Genomic DNA, 26,696 nt, shown 5'->3' with positions numbered 1-26,696 from the left:
TTAAATAACCCCCCCCCCCCCCCCCCCCGTCGTGTCTATTGGGATACGACGGATTAAGACGAATTATCGAGAAAAAATTTAACATAAAAAACCATTTTAATCATATATACGAGAAAATCTTATGTTAAAACTCTTGGTTTAGCAAGTCCTGTTTTTCCTAGACCGCAGAAATACGAATGGATAAAAATCGAACATCCCCAAGAAGAAGATTAAAAAATTACTTTCTTTATAAAAACTAAACTATTAGCAGATCATATCTGTAGACGGGTTCTAACCACCCATTACTAACCTTAGAGCATCTATAGTTCTCAACTAATAGAAAAGACGGTAATTCAATATATGCAATAACAAGAAAATGACTTGCGTTAATAAATGACCTGAACAAAAAGTATCTGCTTAAGCTTTTCGTTTAAGCATCTCTTGGCATTATTATTGTCCAGTACAGGATAACAAAGCACCCTTCTGTCTGCGACTCTATGTGGTCCTATATCCTCTTCCCTGGTAGAGACTCGGGAAAAACAATTTGTTATATTCATTTTAAAACAACTAAACAATCTTGAGATAACTCTTATAGAAACTTTTTTTTTCTATCCAATAAAACCCCTATCTCTTTGAGTATGATTTGAAAATACGGGTTTACTACTTAAAAATCTTAATTCTAGCAATCCGAGACAAAAGGTTTGATGCGAAAACAGGTATCTTATCCCTAACTATAAATACTTATATTTGCATCAAACGATCGTTACTAACTTGATTATGTAAGAAAAATCCAAGCTTCCAAAGAAAAAAATTGTTGAACATCTCCTAAATAAAGGACGCTATGGAATGTTAAGGTTTTCTATTGCCTCTAGAATAAATCCCCCTCACCTATCGCTAAAGTTCTTTGTAGTATGTGAAGAGTTATGTATAATTCTTATTGCTACATGTAGAGCTTTTTATGAAACTCCTTTAGCTCTATCATTTTTTTTAAAAACCTAAGATAAAACATGCCTACAGGGCTAAAGACATACCGCAACCACATAACTACAAGTGACTTGCTACCCTTAATAAACCACTGTTATGCTCTCAATTCCTCTATCTATAAATCATTGACAGAAGAAGTTCTGCATGCTACGACACAATTAACAGTGATGCAATTGGAGTATCTTTGCTAATGGATATTTCGCATATCCTGGAAGACCTTGCCTATGACGAAGGTATCCTTCCAAGAGAAGCTATAGAAGCGGCTATTGTTAAACAAATGCAAATTACGCCCTATCTACTTCATATTTTACAGGATGCTACACAACGCGTCCCTGAAATTGTGAATGACGGCAGCTATCAAGGTCACCTCTATGCTATGTATCTTCTAGCACAATTCCGTGAAAGTCGTGCTCTACCCCTAATCATTAAACTTTTTGCATTTGAAGATGATACTCCGCACGCAATCGCAGGCGATGTTCTAACTGAAGATCTGCCTAGGATCCTAGCCAGCGTGTGTGATGATGACTCGCTAATTAAAGAACTCATAGAAACTCCGAAAATCAATCCCTATGTAAAGGCAGCAGCAATCTCTGGGCTTGTCACTCTTGTAGGAGCTGGAAAAACTTCCCGAGATAAAACGATCCGTTATTTTGCAGAACTTCTAAACTATAGATTAGAAAAACATCCCTCTTTTGCTTGGGATAACCTCATTGCAGGCATCTGCACTCTTTATCCTGGGGAGCTCTTTTACCCCATCAGTAAAGCCTTCGATGGAGAACTTATTGATACAACTTTCATCAGCATGGAAGATGTAGAAAATATTATCCATGAAGAAACCATAGAATCTTGTATCCATACCCTCTGTTCTTCTACAGAACTGATTAACGACACTCTAGAAGAAATGGAAAAATGGTTGGAAGACTTCCCCATAGAACCGTAACATCTCTACAAATATTTCTAATAACCACACTGAGGTCCTAAGTGAACAAAAAAAAACGCTTCTTATCTCTCCTCTTTCTGACTGCAGTACTTTTAGGCATTTGGTTTTTTCCCCACCCCGCATCTATAAATTCTAATGCTTGGCAACTCTTTGCTATATTCACAACTACCATTATGGGAATCATCTTTCAGCCTGTCCCAATGGGAGCTATTGCCATTATTGGAATCTCGACACTCCTACTCACGCAAACCTTAACTCTAGAACAGGGATTATCTGGATTCCACAATCCTATAGCATGGTTGGTGTTCCTCTCGTTCTCAATAGCTAAAGGAATCATAAAAACAGGACTTGGAGAACGGATAGCTTACTTCTTTGTAAGCGCTTTAGGGAAAAGTCCCTTAGGACTGAGCTATGGACTCGTAATCACTGATTTTTTCCTTTCTCCAGCCATTCCAAGCGTTACTGCCCGAGCTGGAGGTATTCTCTATCCTGTAGTCACGAGCCTATCTGATTCATTTGGAAGTTCTACAGAAAAAGGAACCCAAGATCTTATCGGATCCTTTCTCATTAAAGTTGCTTATCAAAGTTCTGTGATCACTAGTGCTATGTTTCTCACCGCTATGGCAGGGAACCCCCTTGTTGCAGCTCTAGCAAGCCACGTCGGAATTTCTTTATCCTGGGTTTTATGGGCAAAAGCTGCAATTATTCCAGGACTCATTAGTCTAGTCCTCATGCCGATTATAATCTATAAACTCTACCCACCAAAAATCACATCTTGCGAAGAGGCTATCCGCTCAGCAAAACTTCGACTTAAAGAAATGGGACCACTAAAAAAAGAAGAAAAAACAATATTAATGATTTTTATTCTCCTTGTAATCCTCTGGACTTTCGGAGATCTATTAGGAATCTCAGCAACAACAGCAGCCCTTATAGGATTGTCTCTCCTCATCCTTACTAACATTCTCGACTGGCAAAAAGATGTCATAGCAAATACAACCGCATGGGAAACATTCATCTGGTTCGGAGCCCTTATCATGATGGCCTCCTTTTTAAATCAACTCGGGTTTATCCCTCTCGTTGGAGACTCAGCAGCGGCACTTGTCAGTGGTCTCTCCTGGAAAGTTGGCTTCCCCTTCCTATTTCTTATTTACTTCTATTCTCACTACCTTTTTGCCAGCAACACCGCCCATATCGGAGCCATGTACCCTATCTTCCTGGCCGTCTCTATATCCTTAGGGACTAATCCCATATTCGCGACACTCACTCTAGCATTCGCAAGCAACCTTTTTGGAGGACTCACTCACTACGGGTCGGGACCAGCACCTCTCTACTTTGGCTCGCATCTTGTTACCGTTCAAGAGTGGTGGCGATCGGGGTTCGCTCTCAGTATTGTTAATATCATTATCTGGATAGGAATCGGAAGTCTCTGGTGGAAAATTCTTGGTTTGATTTAGGAATAAAGTCTTTTATATAGAAAATATTCTTTAGCAGGTTTATATTTTCTAGAACGTGAAGGCCAAATCATTGGCAACCCCTATGATTTAACCTTATGGAGCAAGCTACCTTTTGTAGCTTAGAATTAAAGAAAACTTAGCCACGAAAGTCTTGTTTTATTCTTCTGATGAATTACAAAGAAATAAATCAAAATTCGTTCTCAAAATAGAATCCCATAAGGAATTTCTAACTGGAATCCTGCACAAAATGGAAGTTTTTAGGAAACCCTAGATTCTTATAGAGAATAAAAATCCCATTGACTTTAGCTTTGGGAGTATGCCAAAAAGCAAAATTAGCGTGTAGCCCCTATCCCTATGCATCCTTCATACGTTGATCTTGATACTATTATCAGCTCCTACTCCCCTCCTTTACCCAAGGAATTTCAAAAAGCCGCTTTTTTAGTTGCCGTTCCAGATACTTCGTATTCTAAGCCAGTCGTGCCAGGGATTAAAACCCTCTTCCCACAAACGTACCATCTTCCCTATCTAAAATTTATACGAGGAGAAACAGTACCCAATACTCCTCTAAAAATAGGCGTTATGTTCTCAGGAGGACCAGCTCCAGGAGGGCATAATGTTATCCAAGGACTCTTCAATAGTTTAAAAAATTTCCATCCGAATTCTTCCCTCATTGGATTTATAAATAATGGAGACGGTCTTATACATAATAATAGCATGCCTATTACCAAAGAGTTTCTTTGCAAATTCCAAAATTCAGGCGGCTTTAATTGTATAGGCACAGGAAGAAAAAACATCGTAACCCCAGAAGCAAAAAAAGCTTGTCTAAATACTGTAGAAGCCCTTGATCTTGACGGCCTTGTCATTATTGGTGGTGACGGCTCTAATACAGCAACTGCCATTCTTGCAGAGTATTTTGCAAAACGACGCCCAAAAACCTCTATTGTTGGAGTCCCTAAAACTATAGACGGAGATCTACAACACCCCTTCTTAGATCTGACTTTTGGATTCGATACAGCAACAAAGTTCTACTCTTCAATAATTAGCAATATTTCAAGAGATGCTCTCTCTTGTAAAGCTCATTACCATTTTATTAAACTTATGGGGCGCTCGGCATCCCATATTGCTCTGGAATGTGCTCTTCAAACCCATCCAAATATTGCTCTTATCGGCGAGGAAATTGCAGAAAAAAATCTACCGCTGCAAACTATAATACATAAAATCTGCTCTGTAATTGCAAACAGAGCCGCTATGGAAAAATATTATGGTGTAATCCTAATTCCAGAAGGCATTATCGAATTCATCCCAGAAATCATAAACCTAGTTAAAGAAATTGAACGGCTATCAGAATACGAAGATAAAATCTCGAGACTCTCTCCAGAATCCCAACGCCTACTGAAAAGCTTTCCAGAATCGATCATTGAACAACTCCTCAAGGACCGCGATGCCCACGGTAATGTCTATGTTTCTAAAATTAGCGTCGATAAGCTACTCATTCATCTAGTAAAAAATCATCTTCAACAGTATTTCCCCAAGGTTCCTTTCAATGCGATCTCGCATTTTCTAGGATATGAAGGACGCTCGGGATTACCAACAAAATTCGACAATGACTACGGCTATAGCCTAGGATACGGTGCTGGAATTCTAATCCACAATCGCTGTAACGGTTATCTTGCTACTATAGAATCCTTAGCATGCCCTTTGACAAAATGGAAATTAAGAGCAATTCCTATAGTGAAAATGTTTACAGTAAAACATCAGGCAGACGGGACTCTACAACCTCAAATTAAAAAACATCTTATCGACATAGGCAGCACCGCATTTCGTAAATTTAAGCTCTATAGGAAAATCTGGGCTCTCGAAGACTCGTACCGATTTTTAGGACCCCTACAAATAGAAACTCCTCCAGAAATGCACTCTGATAATTTCCCCCCCCTTACCCTTCTCCTTAACCATAACTTTTGGCAACTTCAATGTCAGGGCTGCATAGAAATTCCTGATACTACCTATTAATAAATTTTTAATTCATTGGAGTTAAAGATAATTCAACATACTAAACTTAGTGGTTAAAATTAAAAATATCTTATCTAATAATTTATCTCGATAATAACAAGTATCAACAATACTTTCGCAGTCTAAGCCAACACTGTCGTAACAAGTGCATTTTAAATAGAAATAATAGGGCTGTTGAGATAAAAACTTCCGCTTTCTATAACTGAAGCCCCTATACAGTACTTTACCCTTACAAAACGGGAAACAAACACGCAATAAATGCCAAATCAAGTAACAAAAGACATTAAGATCTTTATAATAAGAAAAGACAATCCACTAACAAAGCACGTTTGACTAACTAAACACACTTACATCCAGCCATATTGGCTGAAATTAAAAAATATGATGAAAGTATAAAAAATCCTAAAACCCATGGAGAACAAAATCTATCTATTCTTTGATCCTAGGAGAAACCTACTCTGCATAATTATTCAAAAATTCGCAATCACCTATAGGTCTTGATTTTTCTTCAGGCAATCTAAGGCACTTAAAATCCTTGTAACCTTTATTTCCTAGTCTTCTCAAAACAATCCTGGATAAGAAGCCTGTCTTATTATAAAGATCTTAAATAAAAATAAGAAAGCAATCCTAAGTTTTTCAAAGACTGTTCTATTTACTGGAAAAACGAATTGCATCCTGTCTTAAAAGATCATGGATTTGTGAAAGATTATTTCGATAGTTAAAAGATAATGAACTCAATTATGTGTGGAAAACTTTCTATAAGCTATTATCTAAACTCTTCGGTTGATCTAAAAATCCACGAAACATCAATAAGAAGGTATCCATCAAAGAATTTTGAAAACAATCTTCCCTTCTTTTTTTAAGATACATGTATCTTAAAAAAGACTGTTTTTATACTAAAACCATAGAATTACATAGGGTCTGCGTTTTGCATTTCTTGCTTAGATAACAAGTTATAAGGATTTAAACCCAAAGGTAAAATTCCAATTAACAGACGATATAAGTCTCTAAAAGAACATTGATTATGTTGTTCCCAAGGCAGAATTTGTAAGCTTTCTATATCAACCAAACCAAGTGCAGGTGCTTCTAGTCCAGAAAGAGCATCCAGGCGAGTCCTTTTAAGAACAGGCAAATTTCTATGAGCAATATCAAAAATTGAGTTTCATTGATAAAAATCTTTAACTGTTTCAATGCAGGAAGCAGTTTCCCTCCTAACTTCTGAAATATTGCCCTTAGAATCAGTAGATTGATCAGCTTCCTCGAAACGATACTTCAAATATAAAATCTTGCAAAGCACGCATTTAAAAATAACAGCAATGAAAATAGTAATAACAAGTAAATAGGAAACAACCTTTTTCTTTGGAACTTTTTCAAAAATAATACTATTTTCTTTCCGAAAACAGCGTGTCTTGTCTACACAGCCCAAATCGAAATACTGATCTACCTGTTCTGCTAACACTTGAAGTGTTCTAGAACATGTTTCTCCTGCTTTTTAAGGCAAAAAATATTTTTTAGCAAAAACGATTGGGGAGCAGAAAGTAATCATAAAAACAAATAATTCAAAAAATTATAAATGACTATATTTTTAAAACAAAGATTCATGATTTATAAAGAAAATAATTATAAAACATAAATATTTTATAAATAAGTCATTGCCAACTAAAAAACATAGAAAAACGGATGAAAAAAGTGCTTGGGAAATCTGAAGAAATTCCTCTCAAGACATTAGTTTTCAAAAATTTACATTTAAAATTAATGATTTCCGTAATAAAATGGCTCTATTTGAAAACTACTATTTATATGAAAACATACAGCTTTTCTCCTGGATACCAAACCACGAATTTCTCTGATGAGCTTATGGTTAAGCTAGACTCTTACTTTTTCTTAGGGGGAACAAAAACTAGGATCATCTCTATTTCTCGATATAGTTTTGTACTAGTAAAAGAAGAACATGTCTCGCTTTCCATCGTTCATAAAATTCTGAAAATTATTCTATTTTTATTTCTACCCCTAACTCTAATTGCTTTAGCACTTAAGTACCTCCTACACTCTAGGTTTGAACGTAAGCATCCTAAAACCAATTTCCTTACAATTAAATCACCCGATCCGCTTCCCAAGGATCTAGAGACAACTCTTGCTACTAACCATTTGCAATTCCAAAACGCCTTGAGCGATGCTTATGATCCTGTTTTCCATCTTCCGAAGAAATATTGGCAGCTGTTGGTTATTACCAACCCAACAACTCAAGCCCCGAGTCTTATACTCTCTATCGATCTAAATGCACTACTCAAGGATATTGATTTAACTCAAGTACAATTGCCTACAGAATGCATTCAAAAGCACAATATCCAAACCTATGGAGATCCCCAAGAACAAGAGGTTATCCAAGATTTACAGAATAAAGAACATGAAGAATTTGTTAGCAATGAAGGCAAATCACGTTTGGCAATGCTCTTATTAGAACAGCTGTATCTTCAAAACAAAAATCCTTATTATAAAGAAATAGAGATTGACGAAGACATTTGGTCAAGGATGCGATTTCCTATGCATAAGACCATCTGGTCTGAAATCTTTTTCTCCTTAGATCTAGAATCAGTAACCATGATCCACTCAGGATTTGGTTATAAAATTTTACAGCGAATCCACGGTCTCTCTGCTGGACGAATGGTTTGTGGTATTGCTCTTGAAAATAAGAACATAGATAAACAAAAACAACTGTCCGAAGAGCTTCAACAATATCCTGAACAACGTTTTGTTTATATAGAACTAGAAAATAACGTTTTCTCTTATAGCGAAATCTAAGAAATTATGGTCACTTCTAAGCTCTTAGTGACTTCTATTTTGTTTTGCAAGAAAAGGGAAGTTTTTCCTTAGAGTCTCTTGAACTTTTAAATGCCCACCTCAAGTTCGAGGCCTTATAAATCTATTGACAACCTATAGATAAACACCGGTTCAGCTCTTTTTAATCTTTCGAAGACGATTTTTAATCTCTTCAATCAGAACGGTGGGCATTTTTTCTATTCCTAGTAGTTCGAATCTCATAATTTTGATCCGATCACATAAATCTCGACCTTTTTTCTTTTCCCTTTAATTCAGAATCCAGCATACATAGTAGATCATGAGAAATAGATTCCTTCCGTAAAGAAGGAGATTCTTTACGTTTCAGAGCTTCATTCCTTAAACAAAGATACCCTGATTATGAGAATTAAATTTCTCTGCCTCTTTCAGCTTTTCTTCAACAACTCCAAGCCGCTCAGCAATGGAAGTGGATGTCTCGGATTCAGGATCGATCTTTTCAAATGGGAATGTTTTATCTAGAGAAGAATCTTTTTCAAACTTTAGATATAATAGATCGGAAGTCCGCTTCTCTCGAGATAAGAGCATAATCAAGCTAAAAGAGAGAAGAAGAAGAGCAAGAACAAAGCAGGCTAGTCCAAGAGTCAAAGCAGCCCCAGCAGAAAGTCCAACCAGACCTACCTCCAAACAAATCACAGATAAAACAGATAACGCTACTGCAAGAATAAGTAATCCTCCCGCAACTATATAGGAGTTCCTCCGCAAAGAAGTTTCTTCTTCAGGAATAGTAAAACCAACTTTAATACGATCAAATGTTAAAGAGCTCATGCTATACACCTTATTCTAGATGTTGGTACCAAAAATAGTAGCAAGTATTTATTTTAAATAGTATTTAAAATTTTGATGAAGCGGTAGTTTCTCTGCTGTCTATCTACTAAACCCTCACACTATTCACCTATAAAGTCTGTTAGATTGATAACAAACAGGCTAAGATCTATTTAAAAAGAAGGCCTAATCTCTAATCTTTCTATATTCTTCAAAGGTAGAAATAGAAATAACGTCGTGCTATTTTTAAGTGCGAACCTCTATGATGTTTGGAAATAATGCTAAGCATAATCTACAAACGAAGTCATGAATATCTTAAACCAAAGCAAAACTTATATTATCTCTAATTTTAATAACTGAAGCATTGCAAATCTAAAGGATTTTTATTTGTGAATGAATTAATTTTTGGATTTCAGACTTTCTTTATTATAGTCTTAGGAATTTTCTTTGCCTCCAGAGGAAAAGCTTGGCTTACGGGATGGTTATCCTTTCTTTCTAGCATAATGAATATCTTTGTTCTAAAACAGATCCATCTCTGGGGATTTGAAGTAACTTCTGCCGATGTATATGTCATCGGTCTTCTTACCTGTCTAAATTATGCCCGAGAACACTATGGCAAAGATGATATCAATGATGCTATGCTATGCTCCTGGGTAGTCTCCATAGCATTTTTAGTTCTTACCCAGCTACACCTGCTTTTAATACCCTCATCAAGTGATACTTCTCAAGAGAACTTCTTAGCCCTGTTTTCTTCGACACCAAGAATAGTATTAGCCTCACTAATCACCCTAATTTTCGTTCAGATTCTGGATATAAAACTCTTTACTTTACTTCAAGAAGCTTTTTCAAAACGATATTTTACGATACGCTCAACAATTTCATTACTCTTTTCTCAACTTGTTGATACCCTCCTATTTTCATTTTTAGGATTGTATGGGCTTGTGAATAATCTTTGTGACGTTATAATCTTTGCAATGCTAGTCAAGGGCATTGTTATTACACTAGCGATACCAACTCTAGTCCTAACTAAAGCTATCCTAGGTCGTCAGTTAAGAAATTAGCAGCTTCGCCTATATTCTCTAACATATACTCTGCAAATGAAAGTTAACGCACATACTAGTTTGAATAGCAAAACAAAAGTAGCCTTAAAATGAGTACCCTGAAATATCTCCAATCCAGAGTTTTTTTTCAATAAGATCTTCCTACTGCACAAACCCTATTTACTTAAAAATTTTGTCATTGTAAGCTTCTTCTTTCCTAAGAGACAAATCCCTCCTATTCTCCTTTATAGTTAAGGCTCTAATTTGGCACTTAAGTTTCATATCATCCATAAATCTAAAAAATCCCAAGCTAGAGTGGGACAAATAGAAACAGTTCATGGGATTATTGATACACCCGCATTTGTCCCGGTAGCAACTCACGGAGCGTTAAAAGGGGTGGTGGATCATAGCAACATTCCTCTACTCTTCTGTAACACTTACCACCTTCTTCTTCATCCGGGTCCAGAGACAGTAGCTAAAATGGGAGGTCTGCACCAATTTATCGGACGTCAGGCCCCTATCATTACAGATTCTGGAGGGTTTCAAATTTTTAGCCTTGCTTATGGTTCTGTTACCGAAGAAATTAAAAGTTGTGGCAAAAAAAAAGGGATGTCTTCTTTGGTTAAAATTACTGATGAAGGGGCGTGGTTCAAATCCTATAGAGATGGAAAAAATCTATTTCTTTCTCCAGAGATTTCGGTACAAGCTCAAAAAGATCTTGGAGCTGATATCATTATCCCTTTAGATGAACTTCTCCCCTTTCATACTGATCAAGAATACTTTTTAACTTCGTGTTCCCGCACCTATAGTTGGGAAAAACGATCCCTAGATTATCATAGAAAAGATCCTAGACACCAATCAATGTATGGGGTAATTCATGGAGGCTTAGATCCCGAGCAACGTCGTCTCGGCACTTGTTTTGTTCAGGATCAACCATTCGATGGATTTGCTATTGGAGGCAGCCTAGGAAGAAACCTCCAAGAAATGTTAGAAGTTATTAAAATCACCTCTTCGTTTCTATCCAAAGAACGCCCCGTACACCTATTAGGAATCGGAGACCTTCCTTCTATATATGCTATGGTAGGCTTTGGGATAGACTCTTTTGACAGTTCTTATCCTACTAAAGCAGCCCGCCACGGATTAATCTTATCAAGAACAGGCTCAATCAAAATCGGCCATCAAAAATATAGCCAAGACTCTTCAGTTATAGACCCCATATGTTTCTGTTTTACCTGCTCGTCAGGAATCTCCAGAGCATACCTGAGACATCTCTTTAAAGTAAGAGAGCCTAACGCTGCTATTTGGACTTCTATACACAATCTACACTACATGCAACAAGTCATGAGAGAAATCCGTGAAGCCATCTTAAGGAACGAAATTTAATTCTATCTTCTAGATTCGAAAACTAAACATCGCTATTCTGCGCGTGCTTTTCAGAAATTCTATAAAGATTTCTTTATTATAAAAACCAATCTCATATTTATTAACATAAATTCAATTTTTATTAATAAAATAATTGTCGCTTTTTAAATTAAAATAAAATAATATTGTCACATCTTTTTTTAAAGGGGGAATTTTTCTTATGCCTACAGAAAGCATTGGAAGTCGTATAGAAAACTCGGTTAAAACAAAAGAGTCCATTCAAACTCCCGTAGTAAAAGACTACGGACATCAAATTAGCTCACCCGCTAAAGACCTTATACTCCACAATAAAGCGTCTGTAAAAGAAGCTTTATTAAGAACTATTCCAGTTTATGGATCCGTCCTAGGTGGTAAAAGAATATATAAGGCTTGGTCTACAGAAGATACCCCATGCCTGACTAGAGCTTACCACTCATTAGTCGGTGGACTCGAGCTCTCTGGACTAGGGCTGCTTGTTCTAGTATTTAAAGTACTTGCCACTGCGCTAAAGGCTTTATTCTCCAAAATTGGTAGTCTATGCTCTAAGATAAAGCAAACGAATATCAAAGGCTATCTTGATACATGTCAAAAGATCATAAAAAAAACAACGGTCAAGGATATTTTAGAATTAATGAAAGCACCCTGCTCTTTTGATCTCCAATCCTTCTTCACTAGATGCTTCAGACTTCAAAATAGATTTATAGACAAAGGCCTCGCTCAGGAATAGGGTTGGGAACACTCATCCCTATTGTAAATATATAAAAAAATTAAGCAGCGATTTTATAAAGTCTTTGCTTTTTATTTAATATGAATTGATCCTTCGAAAGTAGACCTTACTAAGAAAAAGAGTGATCCAGCTATCTAGAAAACTTACTTTTAAAAAACTATTATCCATAAAAGACTTTATATCGATTATATCGTCCACTCTCTATTCACAACAGTGAAAAGGGTATTCTATACCCTAATATAAAAATTTGAAGCAAGAAATACTAAAAAATATACAGCTTTAGGAAGTCTTTTCCTTTTATTTAAAATAATACTTACCATTTCAAAGCTTTTAATTTGTCATAAATTAATCAATTTTTATTGGAACCACGACAACGATCCTTCACTTATAAGATATGGTTTCGAAAGAGATGACTATAATCTAAAGAATCCGTTCTCAGAATGCATTTTAGCAAATTGCAGTGCTATAAAAAAGGCCTTTTGTCGCGCTCTCCCTGTCGTGGGATCAATTTTAGGAGCAGCCCGAGTGTACAGCGCCCTATCTGTAAGTTCCTCTGAAGATAATTTACTTAATAAATGCGTGCAGACAATCTTTGGAATTTTAGAAGCTTTCGGTTTAGGAATCCTTCTTCTTGCATTGAAAATAATCTTCACAATTCTCCTTATTATACCTCTTTTTATTAAGGACCGAATCCGATGATAATAAAAAAATAGGGAAAGCCTGTTGTCGCCCTTTCCCTCTCCTTAAATCAATTTTAGGATTCGCCTGATTTACAGGGCCCTATTTGTAAGTTCCTCTAAAGATAGCGTAGCTTCTAGACGCGCACACATGATCTGCGGATTTTAGAAATTTCCAGTTACTGCTTCATAAATTTTTTCAATAAATCTGTTAATTTTTAATAAAAAAGAAAATAGAATATTTATTGAGAATTTTGCTAAAATGTTTCATTAAAAAATGAAGAACTGTTATGTTAATAAGGCAATACAGAAGTGATGGTGAATTTGTTCAGAAAACAAAAACCACCCCGACTATAATTAAGTTAGGTTTTGTAAGAAGTAGTGAAGATGGTTTAACTGAGCCTATTAATGAAATAATCTTAAAGACTTCTACCTCCAGCAAAAATGCTATTTTTCGCTCCATCCCTATCTTAGGGTCAATTTTAGGAGCAGCCCGAATTTACAGCGCGCTTTCTACAAACGATGTTTTAGATGAACCATCTGAAAAAGTTTGGCATACTATAATCGGAGTTTTAGAAATCCTAGGTCTAGGAATCATTATCCTCTTATTTAAAATTATTCTTACTATTCTATATTACCTATTTTCTAGATTCATTGGTTGTTAAAAAATGTCATTTTTAATTTATGCTAAAAAGATAAATCAATGCGGTCAAGCAATCTTATTTTCATAGAGAGTACTATGCACCTTCCCGAAGTCTTTAGAGAGGGATTTGTTCGCGATCATCACGGCTTATCGGAAGCTTCAGATTGGCTACTTTCCTCACAAACTGCTCTTATTCGCTCTCTTCTGGGGATTGTACCTATTTTAGGTAATATTCTTGGAGCAGGTCGACTCTACAGCGTTTGGTATACAAGTGACCAGGATTGGAAAAAACAAGTGGTTTGGCACACCATATTTGGGGTTCTGGAAGTCCTGGGTCTTGGAATTATTGCCTTAGCATTAAAGATTCTCTTAACTTTTACTTACTATTTTTTAAAGGTTCTCTGGAACATTTCGTATAAACTGTTTGACATCTTTTCTACACTAGTCCCCAACTCCTCCATAACAATTTAGAGCTTTTTCGCACTTATAAAATTTAAAATTAATAAAAAATCAAAGCACTTAATTTTATCACTAAAAATTCTATAAACCCAAAAGAAACAACTATATAACCTTCTTTAACAGGGCGTAAAAAATACTGACAATTCTCGAAAATGCACATTGGTAGCTGCCCCTTTTAGTTTGATTCCTCTCTAAATACTCTTACCATCGATAGAGATAATTATTCTTTCAATTGTTCCTGAACTTACTGCAGAAAGTACTCTTAGGCCTTGGAATAGGCAGTTTGATCTTAGGAATAGGATTATGTAGGTTTGGCATATTTATTAGTCAGACGTAAAAAAAGCAGCCAAGCCCCCCTAGAAATTTCTCCAAAATCTTCAAATGAAAAAGTCTCTTTACCTCATAAACCCCAAATTAAACTATAATGCTAGCCAAGAAATTCTTAGAAAAACACACGGATCTTCTATCCCCCTATTTCTTCCAAAGAATAAAAGTGAGAAATTATCAGAAGCAACTATGAAAGAGGCAACCAAGACAGCCTCTTTCATAAAAAAGCAGCTTTAGAATCTAAAGAGAAAATAACAGAGTTTGCAAAACAAGGGGAGACTGATAGAGATAATAGAAAAAAATAATTCAGCAACAGACAGAAGAGGCTAAACAACGCATTCGAGATCAAATGGAGATTAACCAAGCAGCAATAAGAAAAAGAAAAGAAGAAGTAGCTAAAAAGGTAAATTACTTTGAGCACAACATATTCCGATCTCTGCTGCTGTATAATTTTTCTACGATTGCGACTGCCTAGAACCCTCTTCTACACCGAAAAGAACAATCCTTCCGCTATTCCTTTTATAGGACCCATGATCGATCTAGGAAGGCTCTTTAGGATCTGAGTGATCCCCTATTTTATTCTTAAGGCCTCCAGATTCTTTATTCCTAGTAGAACCTACCTTTCCTATGGTTGTTCTTGAAAGGGTCAATAGACATACAATTGCCCCAAAAGCTAGAACAGATGCCATAGGTATAGTCACATAGCTAAAGAGAAAAATCTTTGTCGAGCAAGATACTCTCCCACAAATATCTAATTGCATGCCTGGAATCTCTTGCAAGAAAACTTGATAAATAGAGATCGCTAAACCCAGAACTGCTTGAGGAAGGACGTACAACTTAATTGAAGAGTCCTCACAGTAAGCGGAAATCCCCAAAATACAAGTTAGTGGAAACAAGCAGATCCTCTGATAATAGCAAAGAATACAAGGCTCTACATTAAGAATATAGCTATAGAAAATACTAATTAAAGTACCAGTACAAGAAATAACCCAAGCAAAATATAACGCGTAGCTACGTATAAAATTAATCACTCTGATCTCCTTCAATAGCTTGCAACTGACGGATATGTTGAATAGCTCTTTCTATTTCATGAAATGTAGGATCTTCGATTAAGTAATCTCCGACTACAGCCGTTGGCGTTGCTAATTGTCCTCCTAAAACCTGGGATCCATATAAATTATTCTTCTTAATCTGCTCATTGTACTTCCCAGAAGCTACACACTGCTCCAAACCTTTAGCATTAATACTACGCCCAGAATTTGTTTTTAAACCCTCAGCCAACTTAGCAAGGACTTCAGAACTAGCCCAGTGGGAGCCTTCCTCTTTAGGATACGTTAAAATACGATGAAAATATTCCATATAGGCGTTTGTATCTTCCTGACGTGGATCGTGATGATAAATACAGAGCAATGCTTGAGCTGCGGGTTTAGATCCTCGGATGAAACAGACAGGAATCAAAGTAAATGAAATCTCTCCAGTATCAATATAATGCTTCTTTAACAAAGGAAACACTTCGGTAGTAAATTCCGCGCAGGCAGAACAAGAAGGCTCCTCAAATACAGTAATATTTATAGGAGCATAAGGATTGCCTATCGTGGGAAAGTGTTTTGCATTTGTAGGAATATGGGCTTTAGGGGGCAAAATCGTATGTTTCTTATGTATCATGAAACCAAAACAAACTATAAAAAACATCGCAGTGCACAAAACTAGGATCTTTTTATTCAAAGGGCCTCGTAAAGATGAATTTCTTAATCGGTTAATAAAACAAAAAATATAAAATTCAAAAGCGTTTTCTTTTTAAAGAAGTAAGTAGAAAAGTTTTTCCCTTCAGTTTAAGAAGATGACCTCTACTTTTTACCTATGAAACCAGAAATCTGGTTAAAAGTACTTCCACTTTTATTTTTCTGTTTTTATTAAGAAAGAAAAACCGAGGTCTAAGATTTATGGACAAAGAAAAACTAGAAAATATTTACCGACATTTTCGTTACCGTTTTTTAAAGCTCAGTATCCTCCCAGCATTTCTTGGTGTCCTACTTCTATGTTCCCCAAATACCTTAAATTATGCACAAGTCGATGCCATTTTTTCTGACCGTTTGTGCGGTTTTTTACTTATTTTCTTAGCTATTGCCTCCTTAATAAAACGTTCTCTCCTCTGGTTAGGAGCTCCACTAGGCATCTGGGTCACTCTTTTCGCTTGTGTTGCAGGACGGTCTCCTACTATTTTTGCAAACGATACTCTCATTGGCTTTGCAATTCTTGCCGTAGTATGTATTTCTCCTACACGCCCTGAAGCCCTTGAAGTGGGCCCAACCTTACCTGAAGGTTTTTCTTATAATCCTTCCGCCGGAGGACGCAGAGCAGCAGTGTTATTCCTTAGCTTACTTGGCTGGTTAGAAGCTCGGTACCTTACTGCTGCAAGCCTCGGTATTGCATCCAAATCTTCCAAATTCTTACTATTATATTCGTCTATAATGACTGTATACTCTCTTCTAGTAGTTCTCTCTTTAGCAGGAAGTGAGCGTCGCTGGCATACAAGACCAAAGATCGTAATTGCTACAGCCCTAGCCCTAATAGGCGTCATTATTCTAACTCTTCTGCCTATCATCCTACACGAACTCCGCCATGATTGTTGGCTCTGTCTTTGCCTAACTATAGAACCTGCATTCGCTGTCGTCTTTGCCTATGATGAAACCCGGGCAACCTTACGCTATATTTCTCAATTTTTAGGAGATAAACGAGCCCTTGCTAGAGCATCATTCTTTGGATCAGAATACTACAAACATACTCTATCTTGGGAAGAAAGAACTGTACTTCCTCTAAGAAAAGCCTACAAACAAGCATTTGAAGGCATCTCCTTCCCAATCAACCAGTTACTTGCTATCGTAATTGCTGCTATTTTTGTAAAAGTCAATAGCACTATGAGCCTACCTACTTTTTCTAAAAATTTTCTAAATATATGTTGTTGGTTTATTATCGTGCTCTTCATCTTAGCTTTTGCAGAAAGTCTTCGTCACTTGCGTTGGATGAATCTGATCTTCGCCGCAGCTATTTTACTCTCTCCAGCACTCTTTCATATTCCTTTAGAATCTCCGATGTTTTTACCCACGATCATCACAGGATTTATTTTAATTGTGCTATCTATAGGAAAAATACAAAGAAATAAACATAAGTCCTAAAAGACTCACTTACACGCCTAAACTAGAAGCTGGGCGACGAAGAATTGGTCTGTTGGGCTTTTTGTTCCTCTTTCTTAGCTTCGCGTTTGTCACGCTTTTCTTTTTGATGTTTGCTCATATAGATATTCTCCTTAGCACGCTCTAAAGCTTTTTGAATCAGCTCATCATGTTTTGAAGATTCAGGAGAATCCTTCTGTGGAATAATCTTAAGTGTTTTACCTAAAATCATAGAAGAAAATCTTTTACTATATTCAGGCACCAGCAACTTGGATTCTATATAGAGAGCAAGAGTTTTCTTATCAGGAGTTTCCTTTTCTCCTTCACAGTAGTTCTGCAGTTCATTGTAATTGCTTTGTGTAATCCTACCATGGAGAGCCAAAACTTCCTTATGGTGGGAGTAAGCATAAATATTCAACGGCAAAACAAGAAGAACAAAGACCAAAATTGAAGGTAATAGCCAAGGAAGAATCACCTCGTAAAGAATAGATACCCCTCCAAGAGGAGCGCCCAAAAGCACAGACCCTAAAACAAAACCAAAAATACAAAATATAAGAAGTACCACAGCGCAAATTGCAGCAGGAGCTCCACACCAAAGATGATTAGATATTTTCTTATAGCAATCTACTTTCTTCTCCATAGTAAGTACAACACGACGATTTAAAGAAGAAGGAGGAGAAACAAGAGGCTGTAAACTCATCTATATAGGTGCTCTTTTAAATCTTGGATTAAATGTAGCCCACTATTTAAAGATCTCATTGAAGGATCCAGAGGAACAGGCGTTAGTGTTTTGTTCTTCATTACAAACAGGGCGTCCCCTAAATATAAAACATCATGAAAGTCGTGAGTAACAAGAAGCACCGTTTTGTTTTCTTTCTGTGCTAAGGCAACAATATCTTCGTAGAGTTGCTCTTTAAGTAATACGTCCAAAGAAGAAAAAGGCTCATCTAAAAGGAGCACGGGCTTTGAAGACAAGCACTGAGCAGCAAGGGCTATACGCTGCCTTTGCCCCCCTGAAAGCTCATCTGGATAACGATCAAGAAGTAGTGCGAGATCGAAATTGTGTATAATCTCTTGAAGGCGTTGATGAGACAAGGAATTTTCACTTGTATTGAAGCCAAGTTCTGTTGGTAACATCATATTTTTTAAAGCCGTACGCCAAGGAAGCAAGGCGTCTTTTTGCTGCATATAGGCAACATTTTTTCGAGTTAAGGGATTGCCATTCCATAGAAGTTCCCCCTTTTGTAAAGGTAAAAAACCCGCAAACAAACGAAACAAAGTAGTCTTTCCCACCCCAGAACTTCCTAAAATAATCGTAATAGTTCCCGGAGATGCTTCAAAGGAAGCATTTTCTAAAATGACATGATTGTTATAGGAATAACATAGACGATGAGCTTGCAACATGGGACAGCCTCTATCTTCAATAAAAATGAAGGCTTGCGGTTACCAAGACTTGAACTTGGGACCTCGACATTATCAGTGTCGCGCTCTAACCAACTGAGCTATAACCGCGATTGGAGACTAGGAGATTCGAACTCCTGACCTTCTGAATGCAAATCAGACGCTCTACCAACTAAGCTAAGTCCCCATCCATCCCATAAAGGAAAAGAAAGAATGATTTTACTGATCAAGATATTTAAGCTCAACAAAGAAAGTGTATGAAAATCTCACCCTTAATGAGCTGAACAAAGTTCTTTTAATACACTTTTTAATAGCGTATCCATATAAATTTTACTTACCTCACTTTGAAGATGCTTCCAATCATTGTTACTCCGTGATTCTAAAGGATGAGGAAGAAGGATATTCACTCCTAAACAAGGAATACTATATTCATAGCATACCTGAGAGACAGCACCGCTGACACTATCAAAACCATAAATCTCAGGGTACAATTTTTGGAGAGAAAGAAAATAGTTTCGCGACATAGCGAAAGACTCTCCGGTAGCAACTAACCCTTCCATTAAGGAATGTTCTGTTTTTGTTGTTGATTTCAAATACCCGTGAACCTTCAGAAGCTCCTCTATTTCTTTTTTATGAACAGAGACAAACTCTTCGCCTCCACGAAGAATTGCTTCCCGATGAACTTCACTAGTTGCAAAAATACTCTTTTTAATGTCTGGAATCTCAAATCTATCAAAGAAAGGCCTCACATCTGCATCATAATTAATATAGCCTTTAGAAATTAAGACATTGCCAAAACGACTATTTTCAGATCTAGAATAACACGAGCCAATAATTAAAATAAGATCCACACGGTGTTTAAGAATCATATTACAAGCAACAACAGCTGAGGAGACTTTATTCGGCCAAAGAGCGGAAACTACAAAATATTTTCCAAAAGAGTCCCCAGAATAATAAATTCTCTGTCCTTCTAGCGACTTTTTACTATGAGAAAACCAAGGAATTGGACATTTAGCATCAAAAGAAACTGGTGTCACCTCTGGCAAGGCAAAAATAATACCTATACGCCTCAAAGGACTGTGTTTTTCTTCTAAAATAGTGAAATTATCAGCAGAGAATACTGCTAAAGGAAAAGAGTAAAGAATAAGAAATAGAAGATGACGCATAAGAAATTTCTTCTAAATTAAAGATGCTGTTTTCCCACTGTATAAGAAAAACATCTGTTAAATAGAATTAAAAAAACGAAAGCAAATCTCTTGTCTCTACGCACTCGCCTCAAACTCTTCTGAATTTTGTTCTTCGTTTTTAAATGGCAATCATCAATTTCAACTATAAGAAAAGTATTAAGCCAGGTTTTAAATACCAGACCTCCAACTTAAAGAGAGGCCTCTCTATATTCATGGGCTAGGATTAAAAAATTCTTAACAAAAATTGAACTTTGGCTTTTTCTGAGAAATGAGAGAGCTAGAGAGTCTACGATGCGTTGGGAATATAAATAGAAACACCACTGCGGCCAGCAGAGATTCTTAACTCACAACTCCTAATAAATTCATAATTTTTTATAGACTTACTCTCTTTTTGATAGCAGAAGGAATCGTTCTTGGTTCACGTATCTTAGTAATTTTAAAAGACTGAGAAAATGCTTCGTATTCTTTATCCAAAGCCTGAGGATTCTTATTTTTATAAACCATAAAGACTTGATAAAGAGTGTGGTTCACAGAAATCAACATTCCTCTAAAATAAATATCTTCGCAAACAATCCAAAATTCCAAAGCCCTATGTCCTTGAATTTGCGTTGCTTGCATAAAAAGAACCTGCGATTCAGGGAGAGCCTGCATCATTCCTGAAAAACCTTCTTGAAGATTGAGCTCAGGACGACTTATGTCCACTTTTTCAGGATATTCCCATACAGAGACTACGTAAACAGTATTGTCTGAAAGAGTCTCTGTTACATAGGTATCGTAACGTATGGTAATCTCAGATTGAGGAACCTCTACAATTTGACCTGAATGATCGGGATCCCCAGGAAATTCCACAGAAAACCCGCAACTTGATGTATAGTCATAGCGTTTCCACAAAAGACTCTCTTTAACTGGGGAAATTAGCGCCCCTTCCTGAAGCTCTTTTTTTGAGAACCATCCTTTGATTTTCCCCAAAAAACCTGATCGAACCTCTGCTCCTATCCCTAGTGTAGGATGAAAAGCTAGAATTGATATTACTATAGATAATAAAGCCTTTTTGCAACTTAGTAACATAATAAAATAAAAAACAAAACAAGATAACTAATTTAATGGTATCTCTTCTAGATTTTTATTTTGTAAAACAAAATGCTTTTTTCAGAAAAATAAAAAAAATATTGCGTTTTATAATATTTATCAGAATAATCCCAATAATCTTAAACATATAAATTTTTGTTAGGTACCTCCTTATGAATAAGCAAGAATCTGAAAATCTGTGTATTGGAGTTTTGCCCGCCCGCTGGAATAGTAGTCGTTTCCCAGGAAAGCCTTTGGCTAAAATTCTTGGAAAGAGCGTAATACAAAGAGCTTATGAAAATGCTTCACAAAGTTCTCTATTAGATAAAGTTGTTGTTGCTACTGATGATCAACGTATTATGGACCACGTTGCCGATTTTGGTGGTTATGCTGTGATGACCTCCCTTACATGCTTGAACGGCACAGAACGGACAGGCGAAGTAGCTTTAAATTACTTTCCTAATGCTCAAATTATTGTAAATATTCAAGGAGATGAGCCCTGTCTAAAAGCCGAAGTTGTTGATTGTCTGGTTCAAAAGCTCAAAGATTGTCCTGAAGCAGAGCTTGCTACTCCTATAGCACTTACCACAGATCCTGAAGAAATTTTAACAGAAAAAAAAGTAAAGTGTGTTTTTGACTGTAAGGGGCAGGCTCTTTATTTTAGTCGCAGCCCTATTCCTTACATTCTTAAAAAAGCAACTCCAATATATCTTCATATTGGAGTCTATGCTTTTAAAAGAGAGGCTCTTTTCCGCTATCTAGAATATAGCTCAACTCCTCTAAGCGATGCTGAAGATCTTGAGCAACTCCGTTTTTTAGAACATGGAGGCAAGATCCATGTTTGTACTGTAGATGCAAAAAGTCCCTCTGTTGATTATCCAGAAGACATAGACAAAGTAGAAAAATATATCACATGCCTTTCAAATGCATATTCTTAACTGGAGGAGTAGTCTCCTCATTAGGGAAAGGGTTAACGGCAGCATCTTTAGCTCTAATTTTAGAACGTCAACGACTTAAAGTTGCCATGTTAAAATTGGATCCATATCTTAATGTGGATCCAGGAACTATGAATCCCTTTGAGCACGGAGAAATCTATGTTACAGATGATGGGATTGAGGCAGATCTTGATCTCGGTCACTATCATAGATTTTCTTCTGTTGTACTTTCTAGACATTCAAGTGCAACTTCAGGACAAATTTATGCTCGCGTCATTAAGAAGGAGCGTGAGGGTGATTATTTAGGAAGCACTGTACAAGTTATTCCTCACATTACTAATGAAATCATTGAAGTAATTTTAGATGCAGCTGAAGAACACTCTCCTGATGTTCTTATTGTAGAAATTGGAGGTACCATAGGAGATATTGAATCCCTTCCATTTCTAGAAGCAATCAGACAATTTCGCTATGATCATGCCGAAGATTGCCTGAATATTCATATGACCTATGTCCCCTATTTAAAAGCTGCTGACGAAGTTAAAAGTAAGCCCACGCAACACTCTGTGCAAACTTTGCGAGGTATTGGCATTATTCCTGACGCGATTCTATGTCGCTCTGAAGAATCTCTAACTCCAGAAGTTAAATCTAAAATTAGTCTATTTTGTAATGTTCCAAATCGAGCTGTTTTTAACGTTGTAGATGTAAAACATACCATTTATGAAATGCCCTTAATACTTGCTCAAGAGAAAATTGCTAATTTCATAGGAGAAAAACTAAAACTAGCTACTGTTCCAGAAAATCTTGACGACTGGAAAGCACTCGTAAACCAACTATCACAAGATCTTCCGAAATTAAAAATTGGAGTGGTTGGGAAGTATATTCAGCACCGAGATGCATATAAGTCGATATTTGAGGCACTAACTCACGCTGCTTTAAGTTTAAATCATACTGCCGAAATCATACCTATTGATGCTGAGAATGACAATCTTACTATTGAACTCTCTAAATGCGATGCGTGTTTAGTTCCTGGAGGTTTTGGCAATCGTGGTTGGGAAGGAAAAATTGCTGCAGCTAAATTTTGTCGAGAACAAGGTCTTCCTTACTTGGGTATTTGCTTAGGAATGCAAGTGCTTGTTGTAGAATATGCCCGTAATGTCTTAAAGCTTGATCAGGCAAACTCTCTTGAAATGAACCCGAAAACTCCCCATCCTATTGTATGTGTCATGGAAGGGCAAGATCCTCTACTAGCTACTGGAGGTACCATGCGCTTAGGAGCCTATCCCTGTCTATTGAAGCCAGGAACCAAAGTTCATAAGGCATATAAGGAATCTTCTCTGATTAAGGAGCGCCACCGCCATCGCTACGAAGTAAATCTAGACTACATACAGAGTTTAGAAGAGAGCGGCTTACGCGTCGTTGGAACCTGTCCTCCACAAGGTCTTTGCGAAATTATTGAGATCGCTGATCATCCTTGGATGGTTGGTGTACAATTCCACCCAGAATTCGTATCTAAACTTATTTCTCCTCATCCCCTATTTGTAGCGTTTATTGAAGCAGCGCTTGTCCATTCTAAGGATAAAAGCTATGTCTAAGTCATCTATTTATAAGGCATTCCTTGGTGTAGACTATGGGAAAAAACGAATAGGCCTAGCCTATGCAGCCGAACCCCTCTTATTAACACTACCGATTGGAAGCTTAGAAGCAGGTAAAAGTCTTAAGTTGTCAGCAGAAGCTCTTCATAAGATCATTTTAGATAGAAAGGTAACTTGTGTAGTTCTAGGGAATCCTCTTCCAATGCAAAAGGGTCTATTCTCATCTTTACAAAAAGATATCTCCCTACTTGCTGAAGCACTTAAGAATATTTCTGTGGTACAAATTGTACTATGGGATGAACGACTTTCTTCAGTACAAGCTGAACGTATGTTAAAGCAAGATTGCGGACTCAATAGAAAGCAACGAAAAGGAAAAGTAGATTCCCTTGCTGCAACATTAATCTTAACAAGTTTTCTAGAGAGTTTACCTAAAGAACTGAACTTGTAATCATGCCATCAACAACCATGTGATTTTAATTTTAGAAACTTTTTATTATTTCCGCAAGTGCAGGGACAAAAAGGAGATGGAAATGACGAATGTTGTTCAAGAAACTGGAGGTGGATCGAATCCCCTACGAACCTGTCCTCCCTGCATTTTAGTTATCTTCGGGGCCACTGGAGACCTGACAGCACGTAAGCTTTTACCTGCTCTATATCACCTTACTAAAGAAGGACGCCTTTCAGATCAATTTGTATGCGTAGGATTTGCACGTCGTGAGAAAACTCACGAACAGTTTTGCCAAGAGATGAAAGAAGCTGTTATGCAATTTTCTCCATCCGAACTAGATATTAAGATATGGGAACATTTCAAACACCGCTTATTCTACCATCGCTCAGAATTCAATAACAATGAGGGATACAAATCCCTAAAGAGCTTTTTAGAAGAATTAGATAAAAAATATGGAACGCAAGGCAACCGTCTTTTCTATCTTTCTACTCCACCCCAATATTTTTCTGAGATCATTGAAAACTTAAATAAGCATAAGCTTTTCTATGAAAATCAAGATCACGGGAAACTCTGGTCTCGTGTCATTATAGAAAAACCTTTTGGAAGAGATTTAGATAGTGCAAAGCAACTTCAAGAATGTATCAACCAGAACCTTGATGAAAATTCCGTTTATCATATTGACCATTATCTAGGAAAAGAAACTGTTCAAAACATCTTGACTGTACGTTTCGCGAATACTATTTTTGAATCCTGTTGGAATTCGCAATACATTGACCATGTCCAAATCAGTTTGAGTGAAACGATTGGCATAGGGTCTCGGGGAAATTTTTTTGAAAAATCAGGAATGCTTAGAGATATGGTACAAAACCATATGATGCAACTACTCTGTTTACTCACTATGGAGCCTCCTGCAATTTTTGATGCTGATGAAATCAAAAAAGAAAAAATTAAAATCCTCCAACGCATCTCACCATTTTCTGAAGGTTCTTCGATTATCCGTGGACAATATGGTCCAGGAATAGTTCAAGGAGTCTCTGTCCTTGGCTATCGTGAGGAAGAAAATGTGGATAGAAATTCTCAAATAGAAACGTACGTAGCTTTAAAAATATTAATTAATAATCCCCGTTGGCTTGGGGTCCCTTTCTATTTACGTGCGGGAAAACGACTCGCCAGAAAATCTACTGATATTTCTATTATTTTTAAAAAATCACCCTACAATCTATTTGCAGCTGAAGAGTGTTCCCGTTGTCCAATAGAAAATGATTTGTTAATCATTAGAATTCAACCAGACGAAGGTGTTGCATTGAAATTCAACTGTAAGGTTCCTGGAACTAACAATATTGTCCGTCCTGTTAAGATGGACTTCCGTTACGATAGCTATTTTCAAACTACAACTCCAGAAGCATACGAGCGCCTATTATGTGATTGCATTATAGGTGATCGTACGCTATTTATTGGTGGAGATGAAGTTATGGCTTCTTGGAAGATTTTTACTCCTGTATTAGAGGAGTGGCAGCAAGATTCCCTCTCTTCCTTTCCGAACTATACTGCGGGATCCTCGGGTCCTAAAGAAGCCGATGCTTTAATTGAAAAAGATGGAAGAGCCTGGAGACCTTTGTAGATAATCGTATATAAACAAACACCCTGAGATCGATAAGAATGCTAAAAAAATAGGGATCGAGACTATGGCAACACTGATAAATTTCAATGATACGAATAAGCTCTTGCTTACAAAGCAACCCTCTCTATTTATAGATCTTGCTAGTAAAGATTGGATCGCTTCTGCGAACCGCGCAATTAAGCAGCGGGGAGCATTTTATGTAGCACTGTCTGGGGGAACTACTCCTCTAGAAATCTACAAAAATATTGTTATAAACAAAGATAAACTTACGGATCCTAATAAAATTTTTCTATTTTGGGGAGATGAAAGATCAATACCCATAACATCCTCAGAAAGCAATTATGGCCAAGCCATGAGCATACTTCGTGATCTGAATATCCCTGAAGAGCAAATATTTCGTATGGAAACAGAAACTCCTAACGGAGCGAAAAAATACGAGGGGCTTATAGAAAATAGAGTGCCCGAGTCTAGCTTTGACATGATTATGCTAGGGGTAGGAGAAGATGGTCATACTCTTTCTCTTTTTTCCAATACCCCAGCTTTAGAGGAGGAAAATCGTCTTGTTGTCTTTAATTCTATTCCAAAGTTAGAAACAGAAAGAATGACTCTAACGCTTCCTTGCATACACAAAGGCAAACATGTTGTTGTTTACGTTCAAGGAGAAAATAAAAAACCTATCCTCAAAAGTATCTTGTTTTCTGAAGGCAGAGAAGAAAAACTCTATCCCATAGAGCGTATAGGTAGGAATCGCTCGCCTCTATTTTGGATTATTTCTCCCGAGTCCTACGATATTGCGGACTTTGATAATATCTCTTCAATATATAAAATGGACGTCCTTTAAAGCTTCCATTTACAGAAAGACCACTGTAACGACTGTGGCAAAAGAAAGCAAAGATAGTCCCAATAGTAATAGGCGTCTTGGGTGCAATTCCAAAACATCTGGAGCACCACTTGAACACCATCGGCTGGTTGAATTCTAATGATTAACAAATCATTTTCTATTGGACAA

The 26,696-nt window shown here is 36.9% G+C and carries 26 protein-coding genes, 2 tRNA genes and 1 pseudogene; 17 read left to right on the top strand and 12 right to left on the bottom strand.

What is annotated here, in order from left to right:
* The first annotated feature begins 986 nt into the window (after nt 1-986).
* From CMV32_RS05505 to CMV32_RS05380, 4 genes are all read left to right on the top strand, one after another.
* The gene (locus CMV32_RS05505) at nt 987-1,154 is read left to right on the top strand and encodes a hypothetical protein (RefSeq protein ID WP_192940661.1); all 168 of its coding nucleotides are present in this window, start codon (nt 987-989) and stop codon (nt 1,152-1,154) included.
* On the top strand, nt 1,148-1,903 hold the full coding sequence (locus CMV32_RS05390) for a DUF1186 domain-containing protein (protein WP_100934895.1): 756 nt from the start codon (nt 1,148-1,150) through the stop codon (nt 1,901-1,903). Before CMV32_RS05505 ends, CMV32_RS05390 begins: the two co-directional genes overlap by 7 nt.
* A gap of 41 nt (nt 1,904-1,944) precedes the next feature.
* Nucleotides 1,945-3,357, top strand: coding sequence for an anion permease (locus CMV32_RS05385; protein WP_100934894.1), 1,413 nt, complete (start codon nt 1,945-1,947; stop codon nt 3,355-3,357).
* A gap of 354 nt (nt 3,358-3,711) precedes the next feature.
* Complete coding sequence (locus tag CMV32_RS05380) at nt 3,712-5,367, top strand: diphosphate--fructose-6-phosphate 1-phosphotransferase (RefSeq protein ID WP_100934893.1); 1,656 nt, start codon at nt 3,712-3,714, stop codon at nt 5,365-5,367.
* 910 nt (nt 5,368-6,277) lie between these two features.
* Here CMV32_RS05380 and CMV32_RS05500 read toward each other — a convergent pair.
* Complete coding sequence (locus CMV32_RS05500; RefSeq protein WP_100934892.1) at nt 6,278-6,499, bottom strand: hypothetical protein; 222 nt, start codon at nt 6,497-6,499, stop codon at nt 6,278-6,280.
* Between the two features lie 30 nt (nt 6,500-6,529).
* Nucleotides 6,530-6,826: a hypothetical protein gene (locus CMV32_RS05370; protein WP_100934891.1), complete on the bottom strand. Its 297-nt coding sequence runs from the start codon at nt 6,824-6,826 to the stop codon at nt 6,530-6,532.
* 341 nt (nt 6,827-7,167) lie between these two features.
* Here CMV32_RS05370 and CMV32_RS05365 point away from each other — a divergent pair, with 341 nt between their 5' ends.
* A complete protein-coding gene (locus CMV32_RS05365; RefSeq protein WP_192940660.1) occupies nt 7,168-8,169 on the top strand; it encodes a DUF648 domain-containing protein in 1,002 nt (333 codons plus the stop codon).
* 375 nt (nt 8,170-8,544) lie between these two features.
* On the opposite strand, the gene CMV32_RS05360 is transcribed toward CMV32_RS05365, so the two are convergent.
* Nucleotides 8,545-8,991: a hypothetical protein gene (locus tag CMV32_RS05360; protein ID WP_100934889.1), complete on the bottom strand. Its 447-nt coding sequence runs from the start codon at nt 8,989-8,991 to the stop codon at nt 8,545-8,547.
* Between the two features lie 386 nt (nt 8,992-9,377).
* Between CMV32_RS05360 and CMV32_RS05355 the strand changes: the two genes are divergently transcribed.
* From CMV32_RS05355 to CMV32_RS05345, 3 genes are all read left to right on the top strand, one after another.
* Nucleotides 9,378-10,049: a queuosine precursor transporter gene (locus CMV32_RS05355; protein WP_239923169.1), complete on the top strand. Its 672-nt coding sequence runs from the start codon at nt 9,378-9,380 to the stop codon at nt 10,047-10,049.
* A 243-nt stretch (nt 10,050-10,292) separates the two neighbouring features.
* On the top strand, nt 10,293-11,411 hold the full coding sequence (tgt, locus tag CMV32_RS05350) for a tRNA guanosine(34) transglycosylase Tgt (protein ID WP_100934887.1): 1,119 nt from the start codon (nt 10,293-10,295) through the stop codon (nt 11,409-11,411).
* Nucleotides 11,412-11,610: 199 nt separating this feature from the next.
* Entirely contained in the window at nt 11,611-12,156 is a 546-nt protein-coding gene (locus tag CMV32_RS05345; RefSeq protein WP_100934886.1) for a hypothetical protein, read from the top strand.
* 413 nt (nt 12,157-12,569) lie between these two features.
* Here the strand turns inward: CMV32_RS05345 and CMV32_RS05495 are convergent, their stop codons facing one another.
* The gene (locus CMV32_RS05495; RefSeq protein WP_192940659.1) at nt 12,570-12,809 is read right to left on the bottom strand and encodes a hypothetical protein; all 240 of its coding nucleotides are present in this window, start codon (nt 12,807-12,809) and stop codon (nt 12,570-12,572) included.
* A 314-nt stretch (nt 12,810-13,123) separates the two neighbouring features.
* On the opposite strand from CMV32_RS05495, the gene CMV32_RS05335 reads away from it, so the two are divergent.
* The 3 genes from CMV32_RS05335 to CMV32_RS05490 all read left to right on the top strand — a co-directional run bounded on the left by CMV32_RS05335 (nt 13,124) and on the right by CMV32_RS05490 (nt 14,499).
* Complete coding sequence (locus CMV32_RS05335; protein ID WP_100934884.1) at nt 13,124-13,498, top strand: hypothetical protein; 375 nt, start codon at nt 13,124-13,126, stop codon at nt 13,496-13,498.
* 38 nt (nt 13,499-13,536) lie between these two features.
* Entirely contained in the window at nt 13,537-13,947 is a 411-nt protein-coding gene (locus CMV32_RS05650; protein WP_239923168.1) for a hypothetical protein, read from the top strand.
* A gap of 369 nt (nt 13,948-14,316) precedes the next feature.
* On the top strand, nt 14,317-14,499 hold the full coding sequence (locus CMV32_RS05490; protein WP_100934883.1) for a hypothetical protein: 183 nt from the start codon (nt 14,317-14,319) through the stop codon (nt 14,497-14,499).
* Nucleotides 14,500-14,900: 401 nt separating this feature from the next.
* On the opposite strand, the pseudogene CMV32_RS05315 reads toward CMV32_RS05490, so the two are convergent.
* Nucleotides 14,901-15,293 (bottom strand): annotated as a pseudogene (locus CMV32_RS05315) (disulfide bond formation protein B); the annotation flags it as partial.
* Nucleotides 15,286-15,987 carry a thioredoxin domain-containing protein gene (locus CMV32_RS05310; RefSeq protein ID WP_100934881.1) on the bottom strand — a complete coding sequence of 234 codons (702 nt, stop codon included), beginning with the start codon at nt 15,985-15,987 and terminating at the stop codon, nt 15,286-15,288. The pseudogene CMV32_RS05315 and the gene CMV32_RS05310, both read right to left, overlap by 8 nt.
* Nucleotides 15,988-16,205: 218 nt before the next feature.
* Between CMV32_RS05310 and CMV32_RS05305 the strand changes: the two genes are divergently transcribed.
* A complete protein-coding gene (locus CMV32_RS05305) occupies nt 16,206-17,438 on the top strand; it encodes an SPW repeat domain-containing protein (protein ID WP_100934880.1) in 1,233 nt (410 codons plus the stop codon).
* A 22-nt stretch (nt 17,439-17,460) separates the two neighbouring features.
* Here CMV32_RS05305 and CMV32_RS05300 read toward each other — a convergent pair whose 3' ends face one another.
* From CMV32_RS05300 to CMV32_RS05275, 6 genes are all read right to left on the bottom strand, one after another.
* Nucleotides 17,461-18,135 (bottom strand): hypothetical protein, encoded by a 675-nt coding sequence (locus tag CMV32_RS05300; protein ID WP_100934879.1) that lies wholly within the window; start codon nt 18,133-18,135, stop codon nt 17,461-17,463.
* Nucleotides 18,132-18,839, bottom strand: coding sequence for an ABC transporter ATP-binding protein (locus CMV32_RS05295; RefSeq protein WP_100934878.1), 708 nt, complete (start codon nt 18,837-18,839; stop codon nt 18,132-18,134). Before CMV32_RS05295 ends, CMV32_RS05300 begins: the two co-directional genes overlap by 4 nt.
* Before the next feature lie 34 nt (nt 18,840-18,873).
* Nucleotides 18,874-18,947, bottom strand: a tRNA-Ile gene (locus tag CMV32_RS05290).
* Nucleotides 18,948-18,950: 3 nt separating this feature from the next.
* Nucleotides 18,951-19,023: transfer RNA gene (locus CMV32_RS05285), tRNA-Ala, on the bottom strand.
* Nucleotides 19,024-19,108: 85 nt separating this feature from the next.
* Nucleotides 19,109-20,002: a 5'-methylthioadenosine/S-adenosylhomocysteine nucleosidase family protein gene (locus CMV32_RS05280; RefSeq protein ID WP_100934877.1), complete on the bottom strand. Its 894-nt coding sequence runs from the start codon at nt 20,000-20,002 to the stop codon at nt 19,109-19,111.
* A 393-nt stretch (nt 20,003-20,395) separates the two neighbouring features.
* Nucleotides 20,396-21,091, bottom strand: coding sequence for a hypothetical protein (locus CMV32_RS05275; protein WP_100934876.1), 696 nt, complete (start codon nt 21,089-21,091; stop codon nt 20,396-20,398).
* A 173-nt stretch (nt 21,092-21,264) separates the two neighbouring features.
* On the opposite strand from CMV32_RS05275, the gene kdsB reads away from it, so the two are divergent.
* The 5 genes from kdsB to pgl all read left to right on the top strand — a co-directional run bounded on the left by kdsB (nt 21,265) and on the right by pgl (nt 26,528).
* The gene (gene kdsB / locus CMV32_RS05270) at nt 21,265-22,029 is read left to right on the top strand and encodes a 3-deoxy-manno-octulosonate cytidylyltransferase (protein WP_100934875.1); all 765 of its coding nucleotides are present in this window, start codon (nt 21,265-21,267) and stop codon (nt 22,027-22,029) included.
* Nucleotides 22,005-23,618 (top strand): CTP synthase, encoded by a 1,614-nt coding sequence (locus tag CMV32_RS05265; protein ID WP_100934874.1) that lies wholly within the window; start codon nt 22,005-22,007, stop codon nt 23,616-23,618. The genes kdsB and CMV32_RS05265 overlap by 25 nt, the downstream gene beginning before the upstream one ends.
* A complete protein-coding gene (gene ruvX / locus CMV32_RS05260) occupies nt 23,611-24,066 on the top strand; it encodes a Holliday junction resolvase RuvX (RefSeq protein WP_100934873.1) in 456 nt (151 codons plus the stop codon). The genes CMV32_RS05265 and ruvX overlap by 8 nt, the downstream gene beginning before the upstream one ends.
* Nucleotides 24,067-24,142: 76 nt before the next feature.
* Nucleotides 24,143-25,687, top strand: a complete 1,545-nt coding sequence (gene zwf / locus CMV32_RS05255; RefSeq protein ID WP_192940658.1) for a glucose-6-phosphate dehydrogenase — start codon at nt 24,143-24,145, stop codon at nt 25,685-25,687.
* A gap of 64 nt (nt 25,688-25,751) precedes the next feature.
* Nucleotides 25,752-26,528, top strand: coding sequence for a 6-phosphogluconolactonase (gene pgl / locus CMV32_RS05250; protein WP_100934871.1), 777 nt, complete (start codon nt 25,752-25,754; stop codon nt 26,526-26,528).
* The last annotated feature ends 168 nt before the right edge of the window (nt 26,529-26,696 follow it).

The organism is Candidatus Chlamydia corallus (assembly GCF_002817655.1).
GTDB lineage: Bacteria > Chlamydiota > Chlamydiia > Chlamydiales > Chlamydiaceae > Chlamydia > Chlamydia corallus.
The sequence above is the reverse complement of the archived record's forward strand: the minus strand, read 5'-3'. Positions and strand labels throughout refer to the sequence as shown.

Bases quoted from the DNA above. Each gene is read 5' to 3' on its own strand.
- zwf (WP_192940658.1), top strand. From the start codon at position 24,143: ATGGAAATGACGAATGTTGTTCAAGAAACTGGAGGTGGATCGAATCCC.
- kdsB (WP_100934875.1), top strand. From the start codon at position 21,265: ATGAATAAGCAAGAATCTGAAAATCTGTGTATTGGAGTTTTGCCCGCC.
- CMV32_RS05345 (WP_100934886.1), top strand. From the start codon at position 11,611: ATGCCTACAGAAAGCATTGGAAGTCGTATAGAAAACTCGGTTAAAACA.
- CMV32_RS05505 (WP_192940661.1), top strand. From the start codon at position 987: ATGCCTACAGGGCTAAAGACATACCGCAACCACATAACTACAAGTGAC.
- CMV32_RS05335 (WP_100934884.1), top strand. From the start codon at position 13,124: ATGTTAATAAGGCAATACAGAAGTGATGGTGAATTTGTTCAGAAAACA.
- CMV32_RS05295 (WP_100934878.1), bottom strand. From the start codon at position 18,839: ATGTTGCAAGCTCATCGTCTATGTTATTCCTATAACAATCATGTCATT.
- CMV32_RS05265 (WP_100934874.1), top strand. From the start codon at position 22,005: ATGCCTTTCAAATGCATATTCTTAACTGGAGGAGTAGTCTCCTCATTA.
- CMV32_RS05300 (WP_100934879.1), bottom strand. From the start codon at position 18,135: ATGAGTTTACAGCCTCTTGTTTCTCCTCCTTCTTCTTTAAATCGTCGT.
- CMV32_RS05275 (WP_100934876.1), bottom strand. From the start codon at position 21,091: ATGTTACTAAGTTGCAAAAAGGCTTTATTATCTATAGTAATATCAATT.
- CMV32_RS05650 (WP_239923168.1), top strand. From the start codon at position 13,537: ATGCGGTCAAGCAATCTTATTTTCATAGAGAGTACTATGCACCTTCCC.
- CMV32_RS05280 (WP_100934877.1), bottom strand. From the start codon at position 20,002: ATGCGTCATCTTCTATTTCTTATTCTTTACTCTTTTCCTTTAGCAGTA.
- CMV32_RS05380 (WP_100934893.1), top strand. From the start codon at position 3,712: ATGCATCCTTCATACGTTGATCTTGATACTATTATCAGCTCCTACTCC.
- CMV32_RS05490 (WP_100934883.1), top strand. From the start codon at position 14,317: ATGAAAAAGTCTCTTTACCTCATAAACCCCAAATTAAACTATAATGCT.
- CMV32_RS05360 (WP_100934889.1), bottom strand. From the start codon at position 8,991: ATGAGCTCTTTAACATTTGATCGTATTAAAGTTGGTTTTACTATTCCT.
- ruvX (WP_100934873.1), top strand. From the start codon at position 23,611: ATGTCTAAGTCATCTATTTATAAGGCATTCCTTGGTGTAGACTATGGG.
- pgl (WP_100934871.1), top strand. From the start codon at position 25,752: ATGGCAACACTGATAAATTTCAATGATACGAATAAGCTCTTGCTTACA.
- CMV32_RS05365 (WP_192940660.1), top strand. From the start codon at position 7,168: ATGAAAACATACAGCTTTTCTCCTGGATACCAAACCACGAATTTCTCT.
- CMV32_RS05305 (WP_100934880.1), top strand. From the start codon at position 16,206: ATGGACAAAGAAAAACTAGAAAATATTTACCGACATTTTCGTTACCGT.